Here is a 20,457-nt window from a genome sequence, read left to right on the forward strand (position 1 = left end):
AATCAGCTCTTGATCATGTTCCGCAGGACGTACTGCAGGATGCCGCCGTTGCGGTAGTAGTCGGCCTCACCGGGCGTGTCGATGCGCACCACGGCGTCGAAGACGACCTTGTCGCCGTTCTCCTTGGTCGCGGTGACCTTCAGCGTCTTCGGGGTCACGCCCTCGTTGAGCGCAGTGATGCCCTCGATGTCGAAGACCTCGGTGCCGTCCAGTCCCAGCGTCTTGGCGCTCTCGCCCTCCGGGAACTGCAGCGGGACCACGCCCATGCCGATGAGGTTGGAGCGGTGGATGCGCTCGAACGACTCGGTGATGACGGCCTTGACACCCAGCAGCACCGTGCCCTTCGCCGCCCAGTCGCGCGAGCTGCCGGAGCCGTACTCCTTGCCGCCGAGGACGACCAGCGGGATGCCGGCCTTCTTGTAGTTGACCGAGGCGTCGTAGATGAACGACTGCGGACCGCCCTCCTGGGTGAAGTCACGGGTGTAACCGCCCGAGACGCCGTCCAGCAGCTGGTTCTGCAGGCGGATGTTCGCGAAGGTGCCGCGGATCATCACCTCGTGGTTGCCGCGACGGCTGCCCAGCGAGTTGTAGTCCTTGCGGGCCACACCGTTGGCGTCGAGGTACTGCGCGGCGGGGGTGCCGGGCTTGATGGGTCCGGCCGGGCTGATGTGGTCGGTGGTGACCGAGTCGCCCAGCAGCGCCAGGACGCGGGCGCCCTTGATGTCCTCGACCGGCGCCGGCTCGGGGGTCATGCCGTCGAAGTACGGTGCCTTGCGAACGTAGGTGGACTTCTCGTCCCACGCGAAGGTGTCGCCCTCCGGCGTGCTCAGTCCGCGCCACCGCTCGTCGCCCGCGAAGACGTCGGCGTAGGACTTGCGGAACATGTCCTGGCTGATGGCGGTCTTGATGGTGTCGTCGATCTCCTGGGCCGACGGCCAGATGTCCTTCAGGAAGACGTCGTTGCCGTCGGTGTCCTGGCCGAGCGGCTGGGTCTCGAAGTCGAAGTCCATGGTGCCCGCGAGCGCGTAGGCGATGACCAGCGGCGGCGACGCCAGGTAGTTCATCTTCACGTCGGGGGAGATGCGTCCCTCGAAGTTGCGGTTGCCCGAGAGGACCGCGGTGACGGTCAGATCGTTGTCGTTGACCGCCTTGCTGATCTCCTCCGGCAGCGGACCGGTGTTGCCGATGCACGTGGTGCAGCCGTAACCGCCGAGGTAGAAGCCGAGCTTCTCGAGGTACGGCCACAGGCCGGCCTTCTCGTAGTAGTCGGTGACGACCTGCGAACCGGGGGCCATGTTGGTCTTGACCCACGGCTTGCTGGTGAGACCCTTCTCGACCGCGTTGCGGGCGAGGAGGCCGGCGCCGATCATGACCGACGGGTTCGAGGTGTTGGTGCACGAGGTGATGCCCGCGACGGCGACGGCGCCGTGATCGAGGACGAACTCGCCGCGCTCCTCGCTGACGATCTTGATCGGCTTGCTCGGGCGTCCCTCGGCGCCGTTGGCCGCCGACTGGACCTTCACCGCTCCGTCGTCGGCGAAGGACAGCGCGGCCGGATCGGACGCCGGGAACGACTCCTCGACGGCCTCGTCGAGCTGCGTGTGCGCGGCGGGATGCTGCTCTTCGACGTAGTTGTGGATGTCCTTGCGGAAGGCCACCTTCGACTCCGACAGCAGGATGCGGTCCTGCGGACGCTTCGGGCCGGCGATCGACGGGACCACGGTGCCCAGGTCCAACTCCAGGTACTCGGAGTAGGCCGGCTCGTGGTCCGGGTCGTGCCACATGCCCTGTTCCTTGGCGTAGGCCTCGACCAGCGCGAGCTGGTCGTCGTCGCGGCCGGTCAGGCGCAGGTAGTTGATGGTCTCGGAGTCGATCGGGAAGATCGCGCAGGTGGAACCGAACTCGGGGCTCATGTTGCCCAGGGTGGCGCGGTTGGCGAGGGGGACCTCGGCGACGCCCTTGCCGTAGAACTCGACGAACTTGCCGACCACACCGTGCTGACGGAGCATGTCGGTCACAGTGAGCACCACGTCGGTGGCGGTGACACCCGGCTTGATCTCGCCGGTCAGCTTGAAGCCGACGACGCGCGGGATCAGCATGGAGACCGGCTGGCCGAGCATCGCGGCCTCGGCCTCGATGCCGCCGACGCCCCAGCCCAGGACGCCCAGGCCGTTCTCCATCGTGGTGTGCGAGTCGGTGCCGACGCAGGTGTCGGGGTACGCCTGGCCGTTCCGGACCATGATCGAGCGGGCGAGGTACTCGATGTTGACCTGGTGCACGATGCCGGTGCCCGGGGGCACCACCTTGAAGTCGTCGAAGGCGCCCTGGCCCCAGCGGAGGAACTGGTAACGCTCGCCGTTGCGCTCGTACTCGAGTTCCACGTTGCGCTCGAAGGCGTCGGCGCGGCCGAAGACGTCGAGGATCACCGAGTGGTCGATGACCATCTCGGCGGGGGAGAGCGGGTTCACCTTGTTGGGGTCGCCGCCGAGGGCGGTGATGGCCTCGCGCATGGTGGCGAGGTCGACCACGCAGGGCACACCGGTGAAGTCCTGCATCAGGACGCGGGCCGGGGTGAACTGGATCTCGATGCTCGGGTCGGCCGACGGATCCCAGTTCGCGAGGGCGTTGATGTGATCTTCGGTGATGTTGGCGCCGTCTTCGGTGCGCAGGAGGTTCTCGGCGAGGACCTTCAGCGCGTACGGCAGCTTCTCGGTGCCGGGCACTGCCGACAGGCGGAAGATCTCGTAGGAGTTCTCACCGACCTGCAGGGTGCCGCGGGAGTCAAAGGAATTGATGCTCACGTGTGCTCCACTCGTTTCGTGCAAGTTCCGCCGACGGGCTGCGCCGACGGGAGTTCGTCAGAAGCGTCGCAGCATGCGGCGGGCTGCGGCCGCGGTGCTACCTCTCCAGCATAGCAGTACGCGCGTACTGGTTGGGCGGTACGGGTCGCTCGGCCGTATCGGCGTGCGGCTGTCGTATCCTGGGCGCCGAGTGCCACCCGTCGCCAGCGGCCAGCCGGCTTCTGCGCGCACCCCGCCATGTCGAGTCAGCAACCGTTCAGGGAGCCACATCTGATGAATCCGGGCCCATCCGCGTTCGTTCTCGCCGAGCCCGCGTCCCAGCCGCCGGCCGACGTGTGGTCGAACCTCGACATGGCTGCGATCACCGACGCGCTCACCGGCTCCGGAGTGTGGGCCCCCGCCGACCAGCAGCCCGCGCTCAAGCAGCTGGTGAAGCAGGCGGCGGCCGACGGGCACAGCCTGCACGTGGTGGTACTGGACCAGTCGTACCCGAAGTTCACCGCCTACCGGGACATCGCGACCCACCTGCAGTCGGAGGTCGGCGGGACGGTGCTGGTCTTCGGCCCGTCCGGCAGCGGCACCGCGTCCGACGAGTTCAGCCGAGTTCAGCTCGAAGACGCCTCGAACGACGTCTCCAAGGGGGCCACGGCCTCCCAGGCCGCCGCGCAGATGTACCACAAGGCCGTCGATCCCAACGTGAACTGGAACGGCGTCACCATCGGCCTCATCGTCCTCGTGGTGATCGGCGCGGTGATCGCCCGCTGGCGGATGAAGCGCCGGCGGACGACGGCCGAGCCGGCCGCGGTCGGGCAGAACGGCGACGCCTCCGGCCCGGCGACTGCGGAGGGCGACGAGGATCCTGACGGCCGCCGTCCGGCCGGGACTGACTGACCCCTCGGGGTCCCGCCGTCCGGCGTCCGCGCTCGTCGCGGACGCCGCTTTCTTCTGACGCGTCACGATTCGTGCGTTATCCAACTGTGACAGGACTCTAAGGTTCCGTCTTTGCGCTGCTGACGCGTGTTTCCGCAGGTAATCACCTATTTGTAATTCAGGGCTTCAGGTTCTCACAGAGACTGATGTGACGTACGGTGCAGAAGACACTTTATGGTGCACGGGGGATAGATGTTGCGAGGGAGTTCTCGACTTGAAGCCAGCTAAGAACGGCGCACGTTGGGCGGCGCGAGGTACCACCGTGGGTGCCGTGATGCTCGTGAGCGTTCTCGGAGCCGGTCCGGCCCTCGGTGACCCCAACAACGCCAATCCCGTGGCATCGCTGATCAACCAGATCGCCGACGTCGATCAGAATCTGTCCGACCTCGCGAGCGCGGTCGCGGCGAAGCAGGAGAACGTCAACCGCACGCTGGTGGACTTCCAGAACGCGCTCGCGGCTCAGCAGGTCGCAGCCGCGGCCAGCCGAAGCGCCAAGGATTCGCTCGGCGAGGTGAGCGCGAAGGTCGAGGCTGCGCAGAAGGACTTCGACGCCTTCGTCCGGTCGGTGTACCGGCAGGGCAACAATCGCGGGGCGATGACCAAGTACGTCGCGTCCGACGATCCGGAGAAGGTCCTGGACCAGATGTCTGCCGTCGACCAGGTCACGCGACAGCAGCAGGCGACCATTCGCAAACTCCAGGTGGCACGCAACCAGCAGGCCAACCGGGTGGCGGCCACCGAGGCCACCCGCCAGCAGACGGCGATGGCCGCCAAGGACGCGTCGGCCCGGCGCGATGAGGCGATCGCCGCGGTCAAGGCCGCCCAGGACGCGGTCCGCACTCAGCAGACCAAACGCAACGAATTGGTCTCCCAGCGCACGTCGCTGGCGTCGAAGCTCGAGAAGCTGCGCAAGTCGGCCCCCAAGAGCGAGGTGGACGCCCAGGCCTCGCCGGGCACCGTCGCCGACGTGGCGGGCAAGGTGCTCGACCGCATTCCGGCCAAGCCCGTGGAGGGCGATGATCTGGTGGCCCAGGCCGCCCAGGCGGCCGCGAAGCTCGCGATGGAGACCGGTCAGGCGCTGTTGGCCGGCGCCATCGGCAAACTCCAGATTCCGCATTCGGAACTGTTCGACCTGCTCGGCATCGGCGGGTCGTATCCGTTCGGTGAGGGCCAGGACAGCACCTACGGCCGACTCCAGAACGGCTCGCTCGGTCCGCTGCTGACCAATCCCGAGTCCGGGGTCCCCGGCGGTGGCGGAGGGCCCTCGCAGCCCGGTCTGCGCGGCCCGGCGGCCGTCGAACTCGTGGTCAACCGGATGAAGTCGCAGCTGGGCGTCACGTACGCCTGGGGCGGCGGCGACGCGAACGGCCCCACCCTCGGCATCCGCGACGGCGGCGTCGCCGACAGCTACGGCGATTACCGCAAGGTCGGCTTCGACTGCTCGGGTCTGATGATCTACGGCTTCGCGGGAGTGGGCATCGACCTTCCGCACTACACCGGCTACCAGTACACCTCGGGACCGCAGGTGCCGCTGTCGCAGATGCGGCGCGGCGACATGATCTTCTACGGGCCCAACGCCAGCCAGCACGTGGCGCTCATCCTCGGTGACGGGACCATGATCGAGGCGCCGCAGTCCGGCGACGTCGTGAAGATCTCGCCGGTGCGGACCGCGGGCGCCATGCCGTACGTGGTCCGGCTCCTCTGACACGTGCGCGGTCCCGATACTCCCCGCCCGCTAGTGTGGGTGTCGGTACATCGCAGGCCTCGACCGGTAGGAGCATCGGCTTGACTTCAACAGGCAGCAGCGGACAGGACCGCAGCGGCGCGGCGACGGAGGGATCCGCCGCCGGGACACTGTCTTTCACCCCGGAAGACGCGAAACTGATCGAACGCGCTCTGTTCGAGGTCAAGCGGGTGATCGTCGGCCAGGACAAGCTGGTCGAGCGCATCCTCACCGGTCTGCTGGCCCGCGGCCACATCCTGCTCGAGGGGGTGCCCGGCGTCGCGAAGACGCTGGCGGTCGAGACCTTCGCCACGGTGATCGGCGGCAGCTTCTCCCGCGTGCAGTTCACTCCCGACCTGGTGCCCTCCGACCTGATCGGTACTCGCATCTACCGGCAGGGACGCGAGGAGTTCGACACCGAGCTCGGCCCGGTGGACGCCAACTTCGTCTTGGCCGACGAGATCAACCGCGCCCCGGCCAAGGTGCAGTCGGCGCTGCTCGAGGTGATGGCCGAGCGGCACGTGTCGATCGGCGGCTCCACCTACCCCATGCCCGATCCGTTCCTGGTGATGGCGACGCAGAACCCCATCGAGAACGAGGGCGTCTATCCGCTGCCGGAGGCGCAGCGCGACCGCTTCCTGTTCAAGGTCCTCGTCGACTACCCGTCGGTGGAGGAGGAGCGCGAGATCGTCTATCGGATGGGCAACGTCCCGCCGACGGCGTCGCAGATCCTCGACCCGGCGGCGACCATCCGACTGCAGCAGCTCGCGGCCAACGTCTTCGTTCATCATGCGCTCGTCGACTACGTGGTCCGGGTCATCAACGCCACCCGGCGGCCCGCGGAGGTCGGGCTCGGCGAGGTCGACCAGTGGCTGGCCTACGGTGCGTCCCCGCGCGCGACGCTCGGCATCGTCGCCGCCGCTCGCGCCCTCGCGCTGATCCACGGGCGCGACTACGTGATCCCGCAGGATGTCGTCGAGGTGATTCCCGACGTCCTGCGGCATCGCCTCGTGCTGTCGTACGACGCGCTGGCGGACGAGGTGTCGCCCGATCACATCATCACTCGGGTGCTGCAGACCATCGGTCTCCCGCAGGTCTCCGCGGCGCCGGCCCAGCCGGTCCAGAGCCCGCCGGTCCAGCAGCCGCATGCGGCGCAGCAGCCCGTGCAGCAGCCGCACGTCCAGCAGCAGTCGGGCCAGCAGCAGTCGGGTCCGCAGGCTCCCGCGGCGCAGGCCCCGGCCGCCCAGCAGTCGCCGACGGTTCAGCCGGGCAATGCCGGCCACTGACGGGCTGCCGTCGTTCGCGGCGGGAACACTGACCGACCCCGAGTTGACGGCTTCGCTGAAGTCTCTCGAGCTCACCGTCCGGCGCAAGCTCGACGGTGTGCTGCAGGGCGAGCATCTGGGCCTGATCCCCGGACCGGGTTCCGAACCGGGCGAGGCGCGCGAGTATCAGCCCGGCGACGACATCCGGCGGATGGAGTGGTCGGTGACCGCCCGCACCGGGACGCCGCATGTACGGCAGATGATCGCCGACCGGGAGTTGGAGACGTGGTTCGTGGTCGACGCCTCGGCCAGCCTCGACTTCGGGACCGTCGGGCGGGCCAAACGCGACATCGCGATCGCCGCGGCGGCCGCGATCGTGCATCTGACGGCGGGTGGCGGTAATCGGCACGGCGCGATCATCGTGACGGGCGACGACGTGGTGCGGATACCGGCTCGCGCCGGCCGCGCTCACGACCAGGCCCTGCTGAAGGCGATCGCGACCACTCGGCGGAGCGCTCCGGGAGTGCGCGGCGATCTGAACGCCGGACTGGAGGCGTTGCGCCGCCCGTTGCGCAGGCGCGGACTGGCGGTGGTCGTGAGCGACTTCCTCGGCGAGATCGACTGGGCCCGCTCGCTGCGCGCGATCGGCGCGCATCACGACCTGCTGGGCGTGGAGGTGCTCGACCCGCGTGATGTGGAGTTGCCGCCGGTGGGACCGGTGACGCTCCGGGACGCCGAATCCGGTGAGGTGGTCGACGTCGACGTCACCGCGCAGGTGCGGGCCGACTACGCGCGGGCCGCCGCCGAACACCGGGCCGAGGTGCTGCGGACCTTCCGCAGCGCGGGCGGCCCGGTGCTGTCCCTGCGCAGCGACCGTGACTGGATCGCCGACACCGTCCGCTTCGTCGGCATGCGCCGCCGGACGATGGCGGCGGGGGTGCGTTGATGAGCGATCTGTTCGCCCACCCCTGGTGGCTGTTCTCTACGCTGCTGGTGGTCGCGTTGATCGTCGCCTATGTCTACGTGATGCGACGGCGGCGGGCGCGGGCGCTCGCCTTCGCGAACCTCGACCTCCTGCGGTCGGTGACTCCGAAGAACCAGGACCGCTTCCGCCATGTGCCGGTCGCGGTGCTGCTGACCGGTCTGGTGCTGCTGACGATCGCGATGGCCGGACCGATGGCCGAGCGCGACGTGCCGCGCAACCGTGCGACGGTCATGCTCGTCGTCGACGTGTCGAATTCGATGAAATCCACCGATGTGGCGCCGTCGCGGCTCAAAGCGGCTCAGGCCGCGGGTAAACGGTTCGCCGACGAACTCACCGACGGAGTCAATCTCGGGCTCATCTCGTTCGCGGGCACGGCGTCGACCCTCGTCTCGCCGACACCCGACCACGCCGCGACCAAGAACGCGCTGGACCGGCTCAAACTCGCTGACAAGACGGCGACCGGAGAAGGCATCTTCGCGGCGCTGCAGCAGATCCAGACACTGAACGCGGTGCTGGGCGGGCCCGAGGGTGCTCCACCGGCACGGATCGTCCTCCTCTCCGACGGCAAGCAGACCGTCCCCGAGAGCCCGGACGACCCCCGGGGCGGCTTCACCGCCGCGCGCAAGGCCAAGGAGGAGGGCATTCCGGTGTCGACCATCTCCTTCGGAACCCTGACCGGCACCGTCGATCTCGAAACTCCCGGCGGAGGCGTGGAGCGGGTGCCGGTCCCGGTCGACGACGAATCGCTGCGGAAGATCGCGAACCTCTCCGGCGGCGAGTTCTTCACCGCCTCGAGCCTCGACGAACTGAACAAGGTGTACTCCACGCTGCAGAAACAGATCGGTTACGAGCGTGAACGCGGCGACAATTCGAGGCCCTGGCTGATCGCGGGCACGCTGCTGGCGGTCGCAGGCACATTCGCCGCCCTGCTCCTGAACCGGCGCCTCCCCTGAGATAGGTTGATCAACCATGGCAGAGCATTCATCGATTCCCGCCCAGACCCCGCGCTCGGTGCTCGTCACCGGCGGCAACCGCGGCATCGGCCTGGCCGTCGCGCAGCGTCTGGCCGCCGACGGGCACAAGGTGGCGGTGACCCACCGCGGCTCGGGGGCGCCCGAGGGCCTGTTCGGCGTGCAGTGCGATGTGACCGACACCGAGTCGGTGGAGCGGGCCTTCGCCGAGGTCGCTGAGCATCAGGGGCCGGTGGAGGTGCTGGTCGCGAATGCGGGCATCACCGACAACATGCTGCTCATGCGGCTCAGCGAAGAGAGCTTCGAGAAGGTCATCGACGCCAATCTGACCGGTGCCTTCCGCTGCGCGAAGGTCGCGACCAAGGGGATGCAGCGCGCGCGGTTCGGTCGCATGATCTTCCTCGGCTCGGTGGTGGCCACCTCCGGCATCCCGGGACAGGCCAACTATGCGGCGTCGAAGGCCGGCCTGATCGGCCTGGCTCGCTCCATCGCGCGCGAACTCGGGTCGCGGAACATCACCGCGAACGTCGTCGCTCCCGGATTCATCGAGACCGACATGACCGCCGCGATGGAGGACCGGTACATCGAGATGGCCAAGCAGGCCATTCCGCTGGGCCGGACCGGTAAGCCCGAGGATGTCGCGGCGGCCATCAGCTTCCTGGCGTCCGATCAGGGCGGATACATCACCGGTGCGGTCATCCCGGTCGACGGCGGCATGGGCATGGGCCACTGACGAGCCGGTACCGGCGCCGCCTTCCACACTTCTTCACTCACCCCCCACAGGAGCTTTTCGTGAGCGGAATCCTCGCAGGCAAGACCATTCTGGTGACCGGCATCATCACCGATGCATCGATCGCCTTCCACACCGCCAAGGTCGCCCAGGAGCAGGGTGCCACCGTGATCATCACGGGCATCCCCGAGCGGCTGCGCCTCATCGACCGGATCGCCAAGCGGCTGCCGCAGGAGGTGCCGCCGGCCATCCCGCTCGACGTCACCGACGAGGAGAGCCTCGGGGCCCTCGCCGACAAGGTGCGCGAGCTCGCGCCCCAGGGGATCGACGGTCTCGTGCACTCGATCGCGTTCGCGCCCAAGACGCTCATGGGCCCGGATGCGCTGCCCTTCCTCGAGGGGCCGGGCCCGGACGTCGCGAAGTCGTTCGAGATCTCCGCGTGGAGCTATGCCTCGCTCGCCCGCGCCGCGCTTCCGGTGATGAACGAGGGCGGCTCGATCGTCGGCATGGACTTCGATCCGCGCACGGCTCTGCCCGATTACAACTGGATGGGCGTTGCGAAGGCCGCACTCGAATCGGTGAACCGCTACGTGGCGCGCGAGGTGGGGGAGGCCAAGCGCATCCGCTCCAACCTCGTGGCGGCCGGACCGATCAAGACGCTGGCGGCCAAGGCCATCTCCGGCACCGCGACCGACGATGCGCGCAAGCTCAACATGCTCAACGAGTACTGGGACGGAGCCTCGCCGATCGGCTGGAACGTCGACGACCCGGGCGTGGTGGGCACCAGTGTGTGCGCCGTGCTGTCGGACTTCCTCCCGGGCACCACGGGATCGATCATCTACGTCGACGGCGGAGCCAGCCACAACACCTGGTTCCCCGAGAACTTCCTCGGCTGAGATGCACGGATCGGAAGACGGCGGCGCATTCGATGCGCTGCTGTTCCTGTCGTTCGGCGGGCCGGAGAAGCCGGCGGATGTGCGGCCCTTCCTCGAGAACGTCACGCGCGGCCGCGGCGTGCCGCGCGAACGCCTCGACGAGGTGGTGGAGCACTACCTGCACTTCGGCGGGGTCTCGCCGATCAACCGTCTCAACCTCGACATGATCGAGGCGCTGCGCGCCGAGCTGGGGCGACGTGGCCGGGACCTGCCGATCTACTTCGGCAACCGCAACTGGCATCCGCTCGTCGCCGACACCACCCGCCGGATGTACGACGACGGGCACCGGCGGGTACTCGTGTTCCCCACCTCGGCGTGGGGCGGGTATTCGGGCTGCCGGCAGTACCACGAGGACATCGCGGGAGCGCTGTCGGCGACGGGGCTGGACGACGCCGGGCTGGTACTGCGGAAGCTGCCGCAGTTCAGCGCCGAGCCGAAGTTCATCGAGGCCTCGGCGAATGCGCTGCGCACGGCCCTGGGTTCCTTCGGCACGGCGCCACGCGTGGTGTTCACCGCGCATTCGATTCCTGCGGCCGCCGACCGGAACGCCGGGCCCGCGGCCGAGGGCGGACACCTGTACTCGCTGCAGGTGAAGGCCGCCGCCGCGGCGGTGGCGCACTCGGTGGGCCTGCAGGAGTACGACGTCGTGTGGCAGTCGCGATCCGGTCCGCCGCAGGTGCCGTGGCTGGAGCCGGACATCTGCGATCACCTGCGAGAGCTGCGCGAGAGCGGCGTCACCGATGTGGCGGTGATGCCGATCGGCTTCGTCTCCGATCACCTCGAGGTGATCTGGGATCTGGACTCCGAGGCCAGGGAACTGGCAGCCGAGCTCGGCATGGGATACGTGCGCGTACCGACGGTCGGCACCGACCCCGTCTTCCTCTCGATGATCGTCGACCTGATCGAGCGGTATGCGGACGGCGGGGGAGACGTCACCGCGATGGGCTGTGGCGACAACGGTGCGCTGTGCCGGCCCGACTGCTGTGTTCCCGCGCGGCGGCCGAGCAGCCGGCCGTGATGTCCGGCTAGCTCGGATCCACCGTCACGAAGTCGATCAGCTCTTCCACGCTGCGCAGCAGCGGGACTTCCAGATCCCGGAAACTCGACACGCCCGCCAGAACGCGCCGCCAACCGTCTTGCGGTGTGCCCCAGCCGAGTTCGGAACAGATGCCGGTCTTCCAGTCCGTGCCCATCGGGATCACCGGCCAGGCGTCGATGCCGACGGACGCGGGCTTCACGGCCTGCCAGACATCCACGTAGGGGTGGCCGCAGACGAGGACGTGCGGACCCACCTCAGCGGTCAGCTTGGCCTCCTTCGTGCCGGCGACCAGATGGTCGACCAGCACACCGGCCCTTCGATGCGGTGCGGGCTCGAAGTCGGCCAGCGCGTCGTCGAGGTTGTCGAGGCCGTCGAGACTGATCACGACGACGCCCTCGCCCCGGAGGTCGTCGCCCCAGACCCGTTCCAGGAGCGTGGCGTCGTGCACCCCCTCCACGAAGATGCGGCTGGAGCGCGCTGTGCGGGCCCGTTGCTTGGGCGCCGCGCGCGAGCCGGAGGCGGTCCGCGTGGGCTGGACCGGGCCGCGCCCGCGAGGCCGGACCAGAGTCACCGGCTTGCCGTCGATGAGGAATGCGGCCGGATACATGTGAAACACGCGGGTCCGCCCGCGGCGATCCTCGAGCCGGACCATGTCGCCGGCGTGACTCTTCTCCAGACCCACCACGGCGCCGCAGAATCCGGTCGCCGCGTCTTCGACCACCAGATCGCGCTCGGCGGCCACTTCGGGGGCCTTCGGCTTGGTCTTGCGGGGCGAGGACAGCACGTCGCGGCCGTATCGATCATCGAACACGGATTCCAAGGGTAGGGGCCGGCGTCGGGATCGGCGGGCGCGACGCTCCGGTGACCGCCGAGTCGCCGAGTATTCTGGCTTGGATGACCAGTTCCTCCCTGATGCTGCGGTCGTGGCCGGCGAGCGCGTTGGCGGTGTGGGCGGCCGCGCGTGAGGCCGGCCGCTGCTCGGCCGACGACGTCCTGCACACCCTTCACGACGCGCAGGTGCACGAGCTCGACCCCGGAGGCGACATCCTCGACCTGCTCGGCGCGGTGTCGGGCGCCAACGCGATGTGCGTGCGACTGCCCGCGCCCGGAGACGCCCAGGGACTGCCGCCGGGACGCCCCACCGATGCCGCGATGGCGGCGGGTGAGGTGATTCTGATCGACGACCGCGAACCCGAAGGTCCCAGTACGCCCGCCGCCGGAACGATGCGTGCGCTCGCGCTCGTCCCGATCGGCACGGCCGAGCGCTGCCGATGGCAGTCGATGCGCTACGACCGTGACGTGGCGGTCGGGGCGTTGCTCTCCGACAGCCCGCTGGGGGAGGTCGAGTACGAACTGCGCAGCGCGGTCGCCGAGGCCGCGACCTCGATCGCCGCACTCGGCGGCAGGCGTGGTTCGCCGGCCGACCTGCGCGATGCGCTGGCCGCTCGAGTCTCGGCGTCGACCATCGATCTGCCGCCGCACGACAACCCCCGTGTCGACCGGGTGCTGGCGAGCGCCGCGCAGATCGACGCGATCGTGTCGTTGACGGGAACGGGGGAACTGGGCGACTCCGGATCGCAGTTGGCGACCGCCGACGAGCGGTTGCGCGGTCTGTCGGCGCTGGCACGCCGAGCGCGGTCGGCCGCGGTGAACACACTGATCGCCGACTATCGGTTCCGCGCCGGCTGACCGCTCAGACGCCCGCCAGCCAGCCGACTCCCGCGAACGCCGCCGCCCACAGCACAGAGGCGAACGTGCCGAGAATGAACTGTTCGCTGGCATGCGGAGCGCGAAGTTCGGAGAACCGGGCCAGGCTCTTCACCGCGAGGATGATCCCGATGCCGGCGGGCCACGCGAGAAGCAGCGACGCCGCCACCGCCGTGCGTTCGAGCATGCCGATGATCCGGCCGCCGCGCAGCGGTGCCTCGGGTTCGTCGTCGTGGTTGTCGGCCCGGGTCGGGATCCCGCCGAGCGCCAGCACGACGCGGACCGCGCTCGATCCGGTGGTCGCCGCGGCGATCACCGCCACGACGTGGACGGCGACCAGCCCGGCGCCGGACGACGGCGCGCCGACCGCGGCGACGACGGCAGCCGCGGCGATGAGCGCCGCGCTCGCCGCCGCCGCGATCACATCGGTCGCCAGCACGGCGGAGTCGGACCGTTCGGGGTCGTCGACGAGGCGGCGCCGAACCAGCGAGGTGCCCGCGGACACCGCGATCGCGAGCAGTAACAGGACGATGATCGCGATCATTCACTCACCTCCGGCAGCGGTCTGACGCCGTCTGCGGTCTGAAGCAGTCGGCGGAACAACTCCTCCGCCGGACGCTGCACATCCCAGCGCGCATGCCGCAGTCGCAGCGACATGGCCTGCGGCGAAATGCCCAGGGCATCCGCAGCCGCGGACTGGCTCGACCCGGCCGCGACCAGGGACACCGCCTCGCGACCGGCCTCGGAGCGGTCGAGCAGGACGTCGAGCAGGAGCCACGCCGCGGTCTGGGCATGATCGCACCACGGCGAGACCCCGCGAACGCACAGATGCCAGCGGTTCTTCTTCGCCGCCTCCACGGCGTCACGGGCGTCGAGGAAGGCCTGCCCGCGCCCCGCGCGTGTCTGCGGCGGCAGCGGAGCCTCCAGGGTGCCCACCCCGATGCCGACGCTCCAGTCGCCCGAGGCGGCGAGGTCGACGGCGAGCACAGCCAAGTGATCGGGGGAGTCGAACACCGCTTGCACTTCATCGCCCGCGGTCCGCTCGAACGGTCGGATCATGCCCGGGCCGGAGCGGGCGAGCACCTCGGGCACCCGATCGCGTCCGGTACGGCTGCCCCGTTGATCTGCGGTCAGAACGAACACGGTCACCTCCCGAGTGAGTCCGCTTGGCATGGGCGCGCGACGAATCCATCAAGCATAAAGGCTTGAAACTGGGATAATCAAGTGTTTTTGCTTGATTGTGACCCGTTGACGGGCATGCGGGTGTCGACGATCAACCCGATGACACCGATGGAGAACAGCACCGCGGAGAAGACCAGGCTGATCGGGCTGCCTTCGCCGGTCAGTGCATTGCCGAGGAAGATCAGGGCCGCGTTGCCCGGAGTCATCCCGATCACGGTCGCGGCCGTGTAGGGGAGGAGTCGGATGCTCGACAGCCCCGAGAGGTAGTTGATCAGTGAGAAAGGACACACCGCGATCAGGCGCAGAGACCCGACCGCCAGCCAGCCGCGGCGCTCGAGGCGATACTCCACGGTGGCGATCACCGGATGGCGCAGGTACGGGCGGATCCGTTCCCGTCCCAGCCGCCGCGCGAGCAGGAAGGCGGCGACGGCGGCGATCGTCGACGACACCGTCGCTCCGGCGAAGGCGAGAGCCGGCGCGAACAGCACACCCGCCGTGACGGTGAACGCCGTCCGGGGAACCGGACCGATCGGGACCACCGCGTAGGCGAGGAAGAACAGCGCCGGAAACCACGGCCCGAGCGATTCGGACCAGGCGCGCGCGGTCGCTATCGACGGCAGTGGGATGAAGTACGCGGCGACCAGTATCGCCACCACCGCGGCCATCACGATCCCGCCGCGGATCAGCGCTGTCCGGGTGACATCCGTCCGCCTGCGGGCCGGCCGGTCCCGGCGCGCCTCGGCGGTCGTGCCATCGAGGGACACCGGCTGTTCGACCGGAGCGGCGGACCGCGGTGAATTGATGCGCACGAGGGAGTAGTTTACGGGTCAGATCACATCCCCCAGGTTCGCCCGAGCGTTTGATCGGTTATCGTTCCCTACGACGAAACTTCAGATGGTCGAGCTTTGGAGGTAGGCGAGCCGATGACGGCAAGTGACGACCCCGCGGCGCCGCGCGGCGCCGACGCGCTGCGGCAGGCGTACGACGAATGGTCCGAAGCGGCCGCCGGTGTGCTGGCGAAGGCACGCAAGGTCTCGGCGGATGAACTCCCCGACACCGCGGAGGCCCTGCTGTCCACCACGACGGGCGACGGCACCGTGGTCCGCCCGCTCTACACCCGGAAGGACGAGGTCGCCGAGTCGGGACTGCCCGGACAGTTCCCGTTCGTGCGCGGCGCCGATCCGGTGCGAGACGTCAACGTCGGCTGGCGGGTGACCGAGCGTTTCGGCGACGAGGGCGGCAGCGCCGAGGAAGTCAACGAGCAGATTCTCGACGCCGCGGGCAATGGGACCAGCGGGCTGTGGCTCAAGGTGGACGGCGGCATCGGCGCCGACGGGATCGCCACGGCACTGCGCGGCGTGTACCTCGACCTGATGCCGGTGACCCTGGACGCCGGCGCCGAGGGGATCGAGGCGGCTCGGGCGTATCTGGAAGCTCGCGTCGCGGCACCCGTGGCGCCGCAGGCCGCGCCCTCCACGATCGCGAACGTGCAGAGCCTGGGGCTGTCGCCGTACACGGCGCAGTTCTCCGAACGGGCCACCGTCGACGTCGACGCCGCGACCGCGCTGGCCGCCGACGCTCCGGAAGGAGTACGCGCCTTCCGGGTCGACGGCACCGACTTCAGTCAGGCGGGAGCGAACAACCCGCAGGAACTCGGGCTCTCGGTGGCCGCGGCCGTGGCACATGTCCGCGACCTTGTCGCGGCCGGCCGCAGCCGGGCCGAGGCGCTCGGACAGATCAGCTTCGGGGTCTCGGTCGACGACGACCAGTTCGCCGGCATCGCCAAGTTGCGGGCACTGCGCACCGTGTGGGCTCGGGTGGCCGACGTGCTCGGCGAACCGGACGCCGGTGCCGCCGTGACCCACGCGGTGACCGACCTGGCGATGCTGACGCAGCGCGACCCGTGGGTCAACATGCTGCGATCCACCGTCGCGGCGTTCGGTGCCGGCGTCGGCGGCGCCGACCAGGTGACCGTCCTCGGCTACGACGCCGCGCTTCCGGCGGGCGAACGGTCCTCCAGCGCGTCCTTCTCCCACCGGATCGCCCGCAACACCCAGCTGCTTCTGCTCGAGGAGTCGAACCTCGGCCGTGTTCTCGATCCGGCGGGTGGCTCGTGGTACGTCGAGTCGCTCACCGCCGATCTCGCCGCGTCGGCATGGGACGTCTTCACGGAGGTCGAACGCCGGGGCGGGTACCAGACTGCCCTGTCGGACGGGTGGATCGGCGAGCAGATCGCCGAGTCCCTCGCAGCACGCGACCTGCGAGTCGCGCACCGCGCAGCGCCGCTCACCGGTGTCAGCGAGTTTCCGAACCTGGACGAGGCCGCCCGCCCGGCGGGCACGGCGCAGACCGTCGACCTCGCGACGGCGACGCCGAAGCTCGCTCGCGTGGCGCGACAGTTCGAGGCGCTCCGCGACCGGGCCGACGCGGAGCGGACGCGCCCGAGCGTCCTGCTGCTTCCGCTCGGAAGTGTCGCCGAGCACAACGGCCGCACCACTTTCGTCGCGAATCTGCTTGCAGCCGGCGGGATCTCGGCAGTCAATCCGGGTCCGATCGAACCCGACCAGATCGCCGGCCTCGCTGCGGAGAACGCCGCCACGGTCGCCGTTCTGTGCGGCACGGCCAAGCGATACGCGAGCGACGGTCCCGCGGCTCTGGCCGCGGCGCGTGCGGCGGGAATCGACCGCGTGTTGCTGGCCGGACCCGATCGTGAGTGGCCGGAGGCCGCCGACCGGTGTGACGGCTCGCTGCGAGTGGGCATCGACGCGGTCGCGACCCTCACCGAACTTCTCGACCACCTGACCGACGGCGGGAGCGTATCCGCATGAGCAACACAGTTCCGAACTTCGCCGATGTCGCGCTGACCGGCGACCGCGCCGTTGAGCCCGCGGGTTCGGGTGCGGCGCAGACCGAGGCGCTCGCCCGTGCCAACGGCTACACGGCCGATCAGGTCACCTGGAGCACGCCCGAGCAGATCGACGTGCAGCCGGTGTTCACCCGCGCGGACCGCGACGCGGCCGCCGAGGACGGCGGCTACCCGCTCGATTCGATCCCGGGTGCGGCGCCCTTCATCCGCGGCCCGTACCCGACGATGTACGTCAACCAGCCGTGGACCATCCGCCAGTACGCGGGATTCTCGACCGCCGCCGAGTCGAACGCCTTCTACCGGCGCAATCTCGCCGCCGGCCAGAAGGGTCTGTCGGTGGCCTTCGACCTGGCGACCCACCGCGGATACGATTCGGACCACCCCCGGGTGGCCGGTGACGTCGGCATGGCCGGCGTGGCGATCGACTCCATTCTCGACATGCGCCAGCTCTTCGACGGCATCGACCTCGGCAATGTGTCGGTGTCGATGACGATGAACGGCGCCGTGCTGCCGATCCTCGCGCTGTACGTGGTGGCCGCCGAAGAGCAAGGCGTGCCGCCGGAGAAGCTGGCCGGAACCATTCAGAACGACATTCTGAAAGAGTTCATGGTCCGCAACACCTACATCTATCCGCCGACGCCCTCGATGCGGATCATCTCGGACATCTTCGCGTACACCAGCGCCAAGATGCCGAAGTTCAACTCCATCTCCATCTCCGGCTATCACATCCAGGAGGCCGGCGCGACCGCCGACCTGGAGCTCGCGTACACCCTCGCCGACGGTGTGGAGTACATCCGGGCGGGACTGGAAGCGGGCCTGGACATCGACAAGTTCGCTCCGCGGCTGTCGTTCTTCTGGGGCATCGGGATGAACTTCTTCATGGAGGTCGCCAAGCTCCGCGCCGCCCGCCTGCTCTGGAGTGAGCTGGTGGCGAAGTTCGAGCCGCGCAACGCCAAGAGCCTGTCTCTGCGTACCCACTCGCAGACCTCCGGCTGGTCGCTGACCGCGCAGGACGTGTTCAACAACGTCGCACGCACCTGTGTCGAGGCGATGGCGGCGACTCAGGGGCACACCCAGTCGCTGCACACCAACGCGCTCGACGAGGCCATCGCGTTGCCGACCGACTTCTCGGCACGGATCGCCCGCAACACCCAGCTGCTGCTCCAGCAGGAGTCGGGCACCACGCGGCCCATCGACCCGTGGGCCGGCTCCAACTACGTCGAGTGGCTCACGCACCAGCTGGCGGAGAAGGCGCGCGCACACATCGCCGAGGTGGAAGAGGCCGGCGGTATGACGCAGGCCATCAACGAGGGTCTGCCGAAGCTGCGCATCGAGGAGGCCGCCGCACGCACGCAGGCGCGCATCGACTCCGGGCAGCAGCCCCTCGTCGGCGTCAACAAGTACCGCGTCGACGAGGACGAGGAGATCGAGGTCCTCAAGGTCGACAACTCCAAGGTACGGGCCGAACAGCTCGCCAAGCTCGAGAAGCTGCGCGCCGAGCGGGACTCGTCGGCCGTGGAGGCGGCGCTGGCGAACCTGACGCGCGCGGCCGCCGAGCCCGGCGGCAGCGACCTCGACAACAACCTGATGGCGCTGGCCATCGACGCCGCTCGCCACGGGGCCACCGGCGGCGAGATCTCCGATGCGATGGAGAAGGTCTTCGGCCGTCACCAGGCGGAGATCCGGACCATCAGCGGCGTGTACCGCAACGAGGCAGGTGAATCCGTGAGCAACATCGATGAGGCGATGGCCGTCGTCGACGCCTTCGCCGAGGCCGAGGGCCGACGCCCCCGCGTGCTGGTCGCGAAGATGGGCCAGGACGGCCACGATCGCGGACAGAAGGTGATCGCCACCGCCTTCGCCGACCTCGGCTTCGACGTCGACGTGGGCCCGCTGTTCGCCACTCCGGAGGAGGTCGCCGCCCAGGCCGCGGACAACGACGTGCACGTCGTCGGTGTCTCGTCCCTGGCGGCCGGCCACCTCACGCTGGTGCCTGCGCTGAAGAAGGCACTGGCCGACGTCGGCCGTGACGACATCATGATCGTCGTCGGCGGCGTCATTCCCCCGGGCGATTTCGACGAGCTGTACCGGGCCGGGGCCGCGGCGATCTTCCCGCCGGGAACGGTCATCGCCGACAGCGCGGTGGATCTGATCCGGAAGCTGGCCGATCAGCTGGGCCTGGAACTGGCTGCAGCAGCGGAATGAGCGACGCGCAGTCCCGCCGGGCCGACCGCCCGGCGGGCCGCCGGATCGACGTCGACGCGCTGACCGAGGGCGTCCTGTCGGGAAACCGAGCCCAATTGGCGCGCGCCATCACGCTCGTCGAATCGGCCCGGCCGGATCACCGGGCGGCGGCACAGCAACTCCTGCTGAACCTGACGCCGCACGCGGGCAAGTCGTTCCGCGTGGGAATCACGGGCGTGCCCGGTGTCGGCAAGTCGACGACCATCGAGGCCCTCGGCATGCATCTCATCGAGTTGGGGCATCGGGTCGCCGTGCTGGCGGTAGACCCCTCGTCCACCCGCACCGGCGGTTCGATCCTCGGTGACAAGACCCGGATGGGCCGGCTGTCCGCGGCGGAGGAGGCCTACATCCGCCCGTCCCCGAGTTCGGGGACCCTCGGCGGCGTGACGAAGGCGACGCGCGAGACGATCGTGCTCGTCGAGGCGGCGGGCTATGACGTCGTGCTCGTCGAGACGGTCGGGGTGGGGCAGTCGGAGGTGAGCGTCGCGAACATGGTCGACGTGTTCACCTTCCTCACTCTGGCGCGAACGGGCGATTCGCTGCAGGGCATCAAGAAGGGTGTCCTCGAACTCGCTGAGATCGTGGTCGTCAACAAGGCCGACGGCAAACACATCAACGAGGCGCGGGGCGCCGCCCGCGAACTGCGCAATGCGCTGGGGCTGATCTATCCCCACGACGTGTTGTGGCATCCGCCGGTGCTGACGATGAGCGCGCTGGAGAACACCGGCGTTCACGAGTACTGGGAGGCGATCCTGCGGCACCGGGAGACGCTTTCGGCCGCCGGACAGTTCGAGAGGCGCCGAGCGCAACAGCAGGTGGACTGGATGTGGAGCATGGTGCGCGAGGCGATGCTCAATCGCCTCGAGGAGGACCCGGCCGTCCGTGCGGTACGGCGCGAAGTGGAGGCCGGAGTGCTCTCGGGCACGCTGACTCCGACTCTCGGAGCCGAGCGGATCGCGGGGGCCGCGGGTTTCTGACCCGCGCCGCGCGTCGGTCGCACCCTATCCTCAGGTGAGACTCCCTCATTGTTAGACCGCCCTCATCGCTGTTCAAGCCTGAATGCTTGATCTCTGGCAACT

General features: G+C 69.1%; 17 protein-coding genes. 12 read left to right on the forward strand and 5 right to left on the reverse strand.

Features of this window, described 5'->3' with window-relative positions:
• Positions 1–2: 2 nt before the first annotated feature.
• A complete protein-coding gene (gene acnA / locus ACK8HH_RS09130; protein ID WP_006894881.1) occupies positions 3–2,801 on the reverse strand; it encodes an aconitate hydratase AcnA in 2,799 nt (932 codons plus the stop codon).
• A 273-nt stretch (positions 2,802–3,074) separates the two neighbouring features.
• Between acnA and ACK8HH_RS09135 the strand changes: the two genes are divergently transcribed.
• From ACK8HH_RS09135 to ACK8HH_RS09170, 8 genes are all read left to right on the forward strand, one after another.
• Positions 3,075–3,692 (forward strand): DUF6676 family protein, encoded by a 618-nt coding sequence (locus ACK8HH_RS09135; RefSeq protein ID WP_062367492.1) that lies wholly within the window; start codon positions 3,075–3,077, stop codon positions 3,690–3,692.
• 313 nt (positions 3,693–4,005) lie between these two features.
• Positions 4,006–5,436, forward strand: coding sequence for an NlpC/P60 family protein (locus ACK8HH_RS09140; protein WP_081598057.1), 1,431 nt, complete (start codon positions 4,006–4,008; stop codon positions 5,434–5,436).
• 80 nt (positions 5,437–5,516) lie between these two features.
• The gene (locus ACK8HH_RS09145) at positions 5,517–6,740 is read left to right on the forward strand and encodes an AAA family ATPase (RefSeq protein WP_412475697.1); all 1,224 of its coding nucleotides are present in this window, start codon (positions 5,517–5,519) and stop codon (positions 6,738–6,740) included.
• On the forward strand, positions 6,727–7,665 hold the full coding sequence (locus ACK8HH_RS09150; RefSeq protein ID WP_412475698.1) for a DUF58 domain-containing protein: 939 nt from the start codon (positions 6,727–6,729) through the stop codon (positions 7,663–7,665). The genes ACK8HH_RS09145 and ACK8HH_RS09150 overlap by 14 nt, the downstream gene beginning before the upstream one ends.
• The gene (locus ACK8HH_RS09155; RefSeq protein WP_006894886.1) at positions 7,665–8,657 is read left to right on the forward strand and encodes a VWA domain-containing protein; all 993 of its coding nucleotides are present in this window, start codon (positions 7,665–7,667) and stop codon (positions 8,655–8,657) included. Before ACK8HH_RS09150 ends, ACK8HH_RS09155 begins: the two co-directional genes overlap by 1 nt.
• A 16-nt stretch (positions 8,658–8,673) precedes the next feature.
• The gene (gene fabG1 / locus ACK8HH_RS09160; RefSeq protein WP_006894887.1) at positions 8,674–9,408 is read left to right on the forward strand and encodes a 3-oxoacyl-ACP reductase FabG1; all 735 of its coding nucleotides are present in this window, start codon (positions 8,674–8,676) and stop codon (positions 9,406–9,408) included.
• Positions 9,409–9,467: 59 nt separating this feature from the next.
• Positions 9,468–10,301, forward strand: a complete 834-nt coding sequence (inhA, locus tag ACK8HH_RS09165) for an NADH-dependent enoyl-ACP reductase InhA (protein ID WP_006894888.1) — start codon at positions 9,468–9,470, stop codon at positions 10,299–10,301.
• Position 10,302: 1 nt separating this feature from the next.
• Positions 10,303–11,358, forward strand: a complete 1,056-nt coding sequence (locus tag ACK8HH_RS09170) for a ferrochelatase (RefSeq protein WP_006894889.1) — start codon at positions 10,303–10,305, stop codon at positions 11,356–11,358.
• Positions 11,359–11,365: 7 nt separating this feature from the next.
• Here the strand turns inward: ACK8HH_RS09170 and ACK8HH_RS09175 are convergent, their stop codons facing one another.
• On the reverse strand, positions 11,366–12,190 hold the full coding sequence (locus ACK8HH_RS09175; RefSeq protein WP_045539274.1) for a DUF3097 domain-containing protein: 825 nt from the start codon (positions 12,188–12,190) through the stop codon (positions 11,366–11,368).
• A gap of 83 nt (positions 12,191–12,273) precedes the next feature.
• Here ACK8HH_RS09175 and ACK8HH_RS09180 point away from each other — a divergent pair, with 83 nt between their 5' ends.
• Entirely contained in the window at positions 12,274–13,068 is a 795-nt protein-coding gene (locus tag ACK8HH_RS09180; protein WP_412475699.1) for a serine/threonine protein kinase, read from the forward strand.
• A 4-nt stretch (positions 13,069–13,072) separates the two neighbouring features.
• On the opposite strand, the gene ACK8HH_RS09185 is transcribed toward ACK8HH_RS09180, so the two are convergent.
• The 3 genes from ACK8HH_RS09185 to ACK8HH_RS09195 all read right to left on the reverse strand — a co-directional run bounded on the left by ACK8HH_RS09185 (position 13,073) and on the right by ACK8HH_RS09195 (position 15,077).
• On the reverse strand, positions 13,073–13,630 hold the full coding sequence (locus tag ACK8HH_RS09185) for a hypothetical protein (RefSeq protein ID WP_412475700.1): 558 nt from the start codon (positions 13,628–13,630) through the stop codon (positions 13,073–13,075).
• Positions 13,627–14,229 (reverse strand): hypothetical protein, encoded by a 603-nt coding sequence (locus ACK8HH_RS09190; protein ID WP_412475701.1) that lies wholly within the window; start codon positions 14,227–14,229, stop codon positions 13,627–13,629. The genes ACK8HH_RS09185 and ACK8HH_RS09190 overlap by 4 nt, the downstream gene beginning before the upstream one ends.
• A 77-nt stretch (positions 14,230–14,306) precedes the next feature.
• Positions 14,307–15,077, reverse strand: coding sequence for a TVP38/TMEM64 family protein (locus tag ACK8HH_RS09195; protein ID WP_412475702.1), 771 nt, complete (start codon positions 15,075–15,077; stop codon positions 14,307–14,309).
• A gap of 114 nt (positions 15,078–15,191) precedes the next feature.
• Here ACK8HH_RS09195 and ACK8HH_RS09200 point away from each other — a divergent pair, with 114 nt between their 5' ends.
• Genes ACK8HH_RS09200 through meaB form a run of 3 tightly spaced genes read left to right on the forward strand, consistent with a single transcriptional unit; the run spans position 15,192 to position 20,355 of the window.
• Positions 15,192–17,096, forward strand: coding sequence for a methylmalonyl-CoA mutase family protein (locus ACK8HH_RS09200; protein ID WP_045540128.1), 1,905 nt, complete (start codon positions 15,192–15,194; stop codon positions 17,094–17,096).
• Positions 17,093–19,339: a methylmalonyl-CoA mutase gene (gene scpA / locus ACK8HH_RS09205; protein WP_045540130.1), complete on the forward strand. Its 2,247-nt coding sequence runs from the start codon at positions 17,093–17,095 to the stop codon at positions 19,337–19,339. The genes ACK8HH_RS09200 and scpA overlap by 4 nt, the downstream gene beginning before the upstream one ends.
• Positions 19,336–20,355 (forward strand): methylmalonyl Co-A mutase-associated GTPase MeaB, encoded by a 1,020-nt coding sequence (gene meaB / locus ACK8HH_RS09210; RefSeq protein ID WP_045540132.1) that lies wholly within the window; start codon positions 19,336–19,338, stop codon positions 20,353–20,355. The genes scpA and meaB overlap by 4 nt, the downstream gene beginning before the upstream one ends.
• The last annotated feature ends 102 nt before the right edge of the window (positions 20,356–20,457 follow it).

The organism is Gordonia sp. LUNF6, from assembly GCF_047041125.1.
Classification (GTDB): domain Bacteria; phylum Actinomycetota; class Actinomycetes; order Mycobacteriales; family Mycobacteriaceae; genus Gordonia; species Gordonia sihwensis.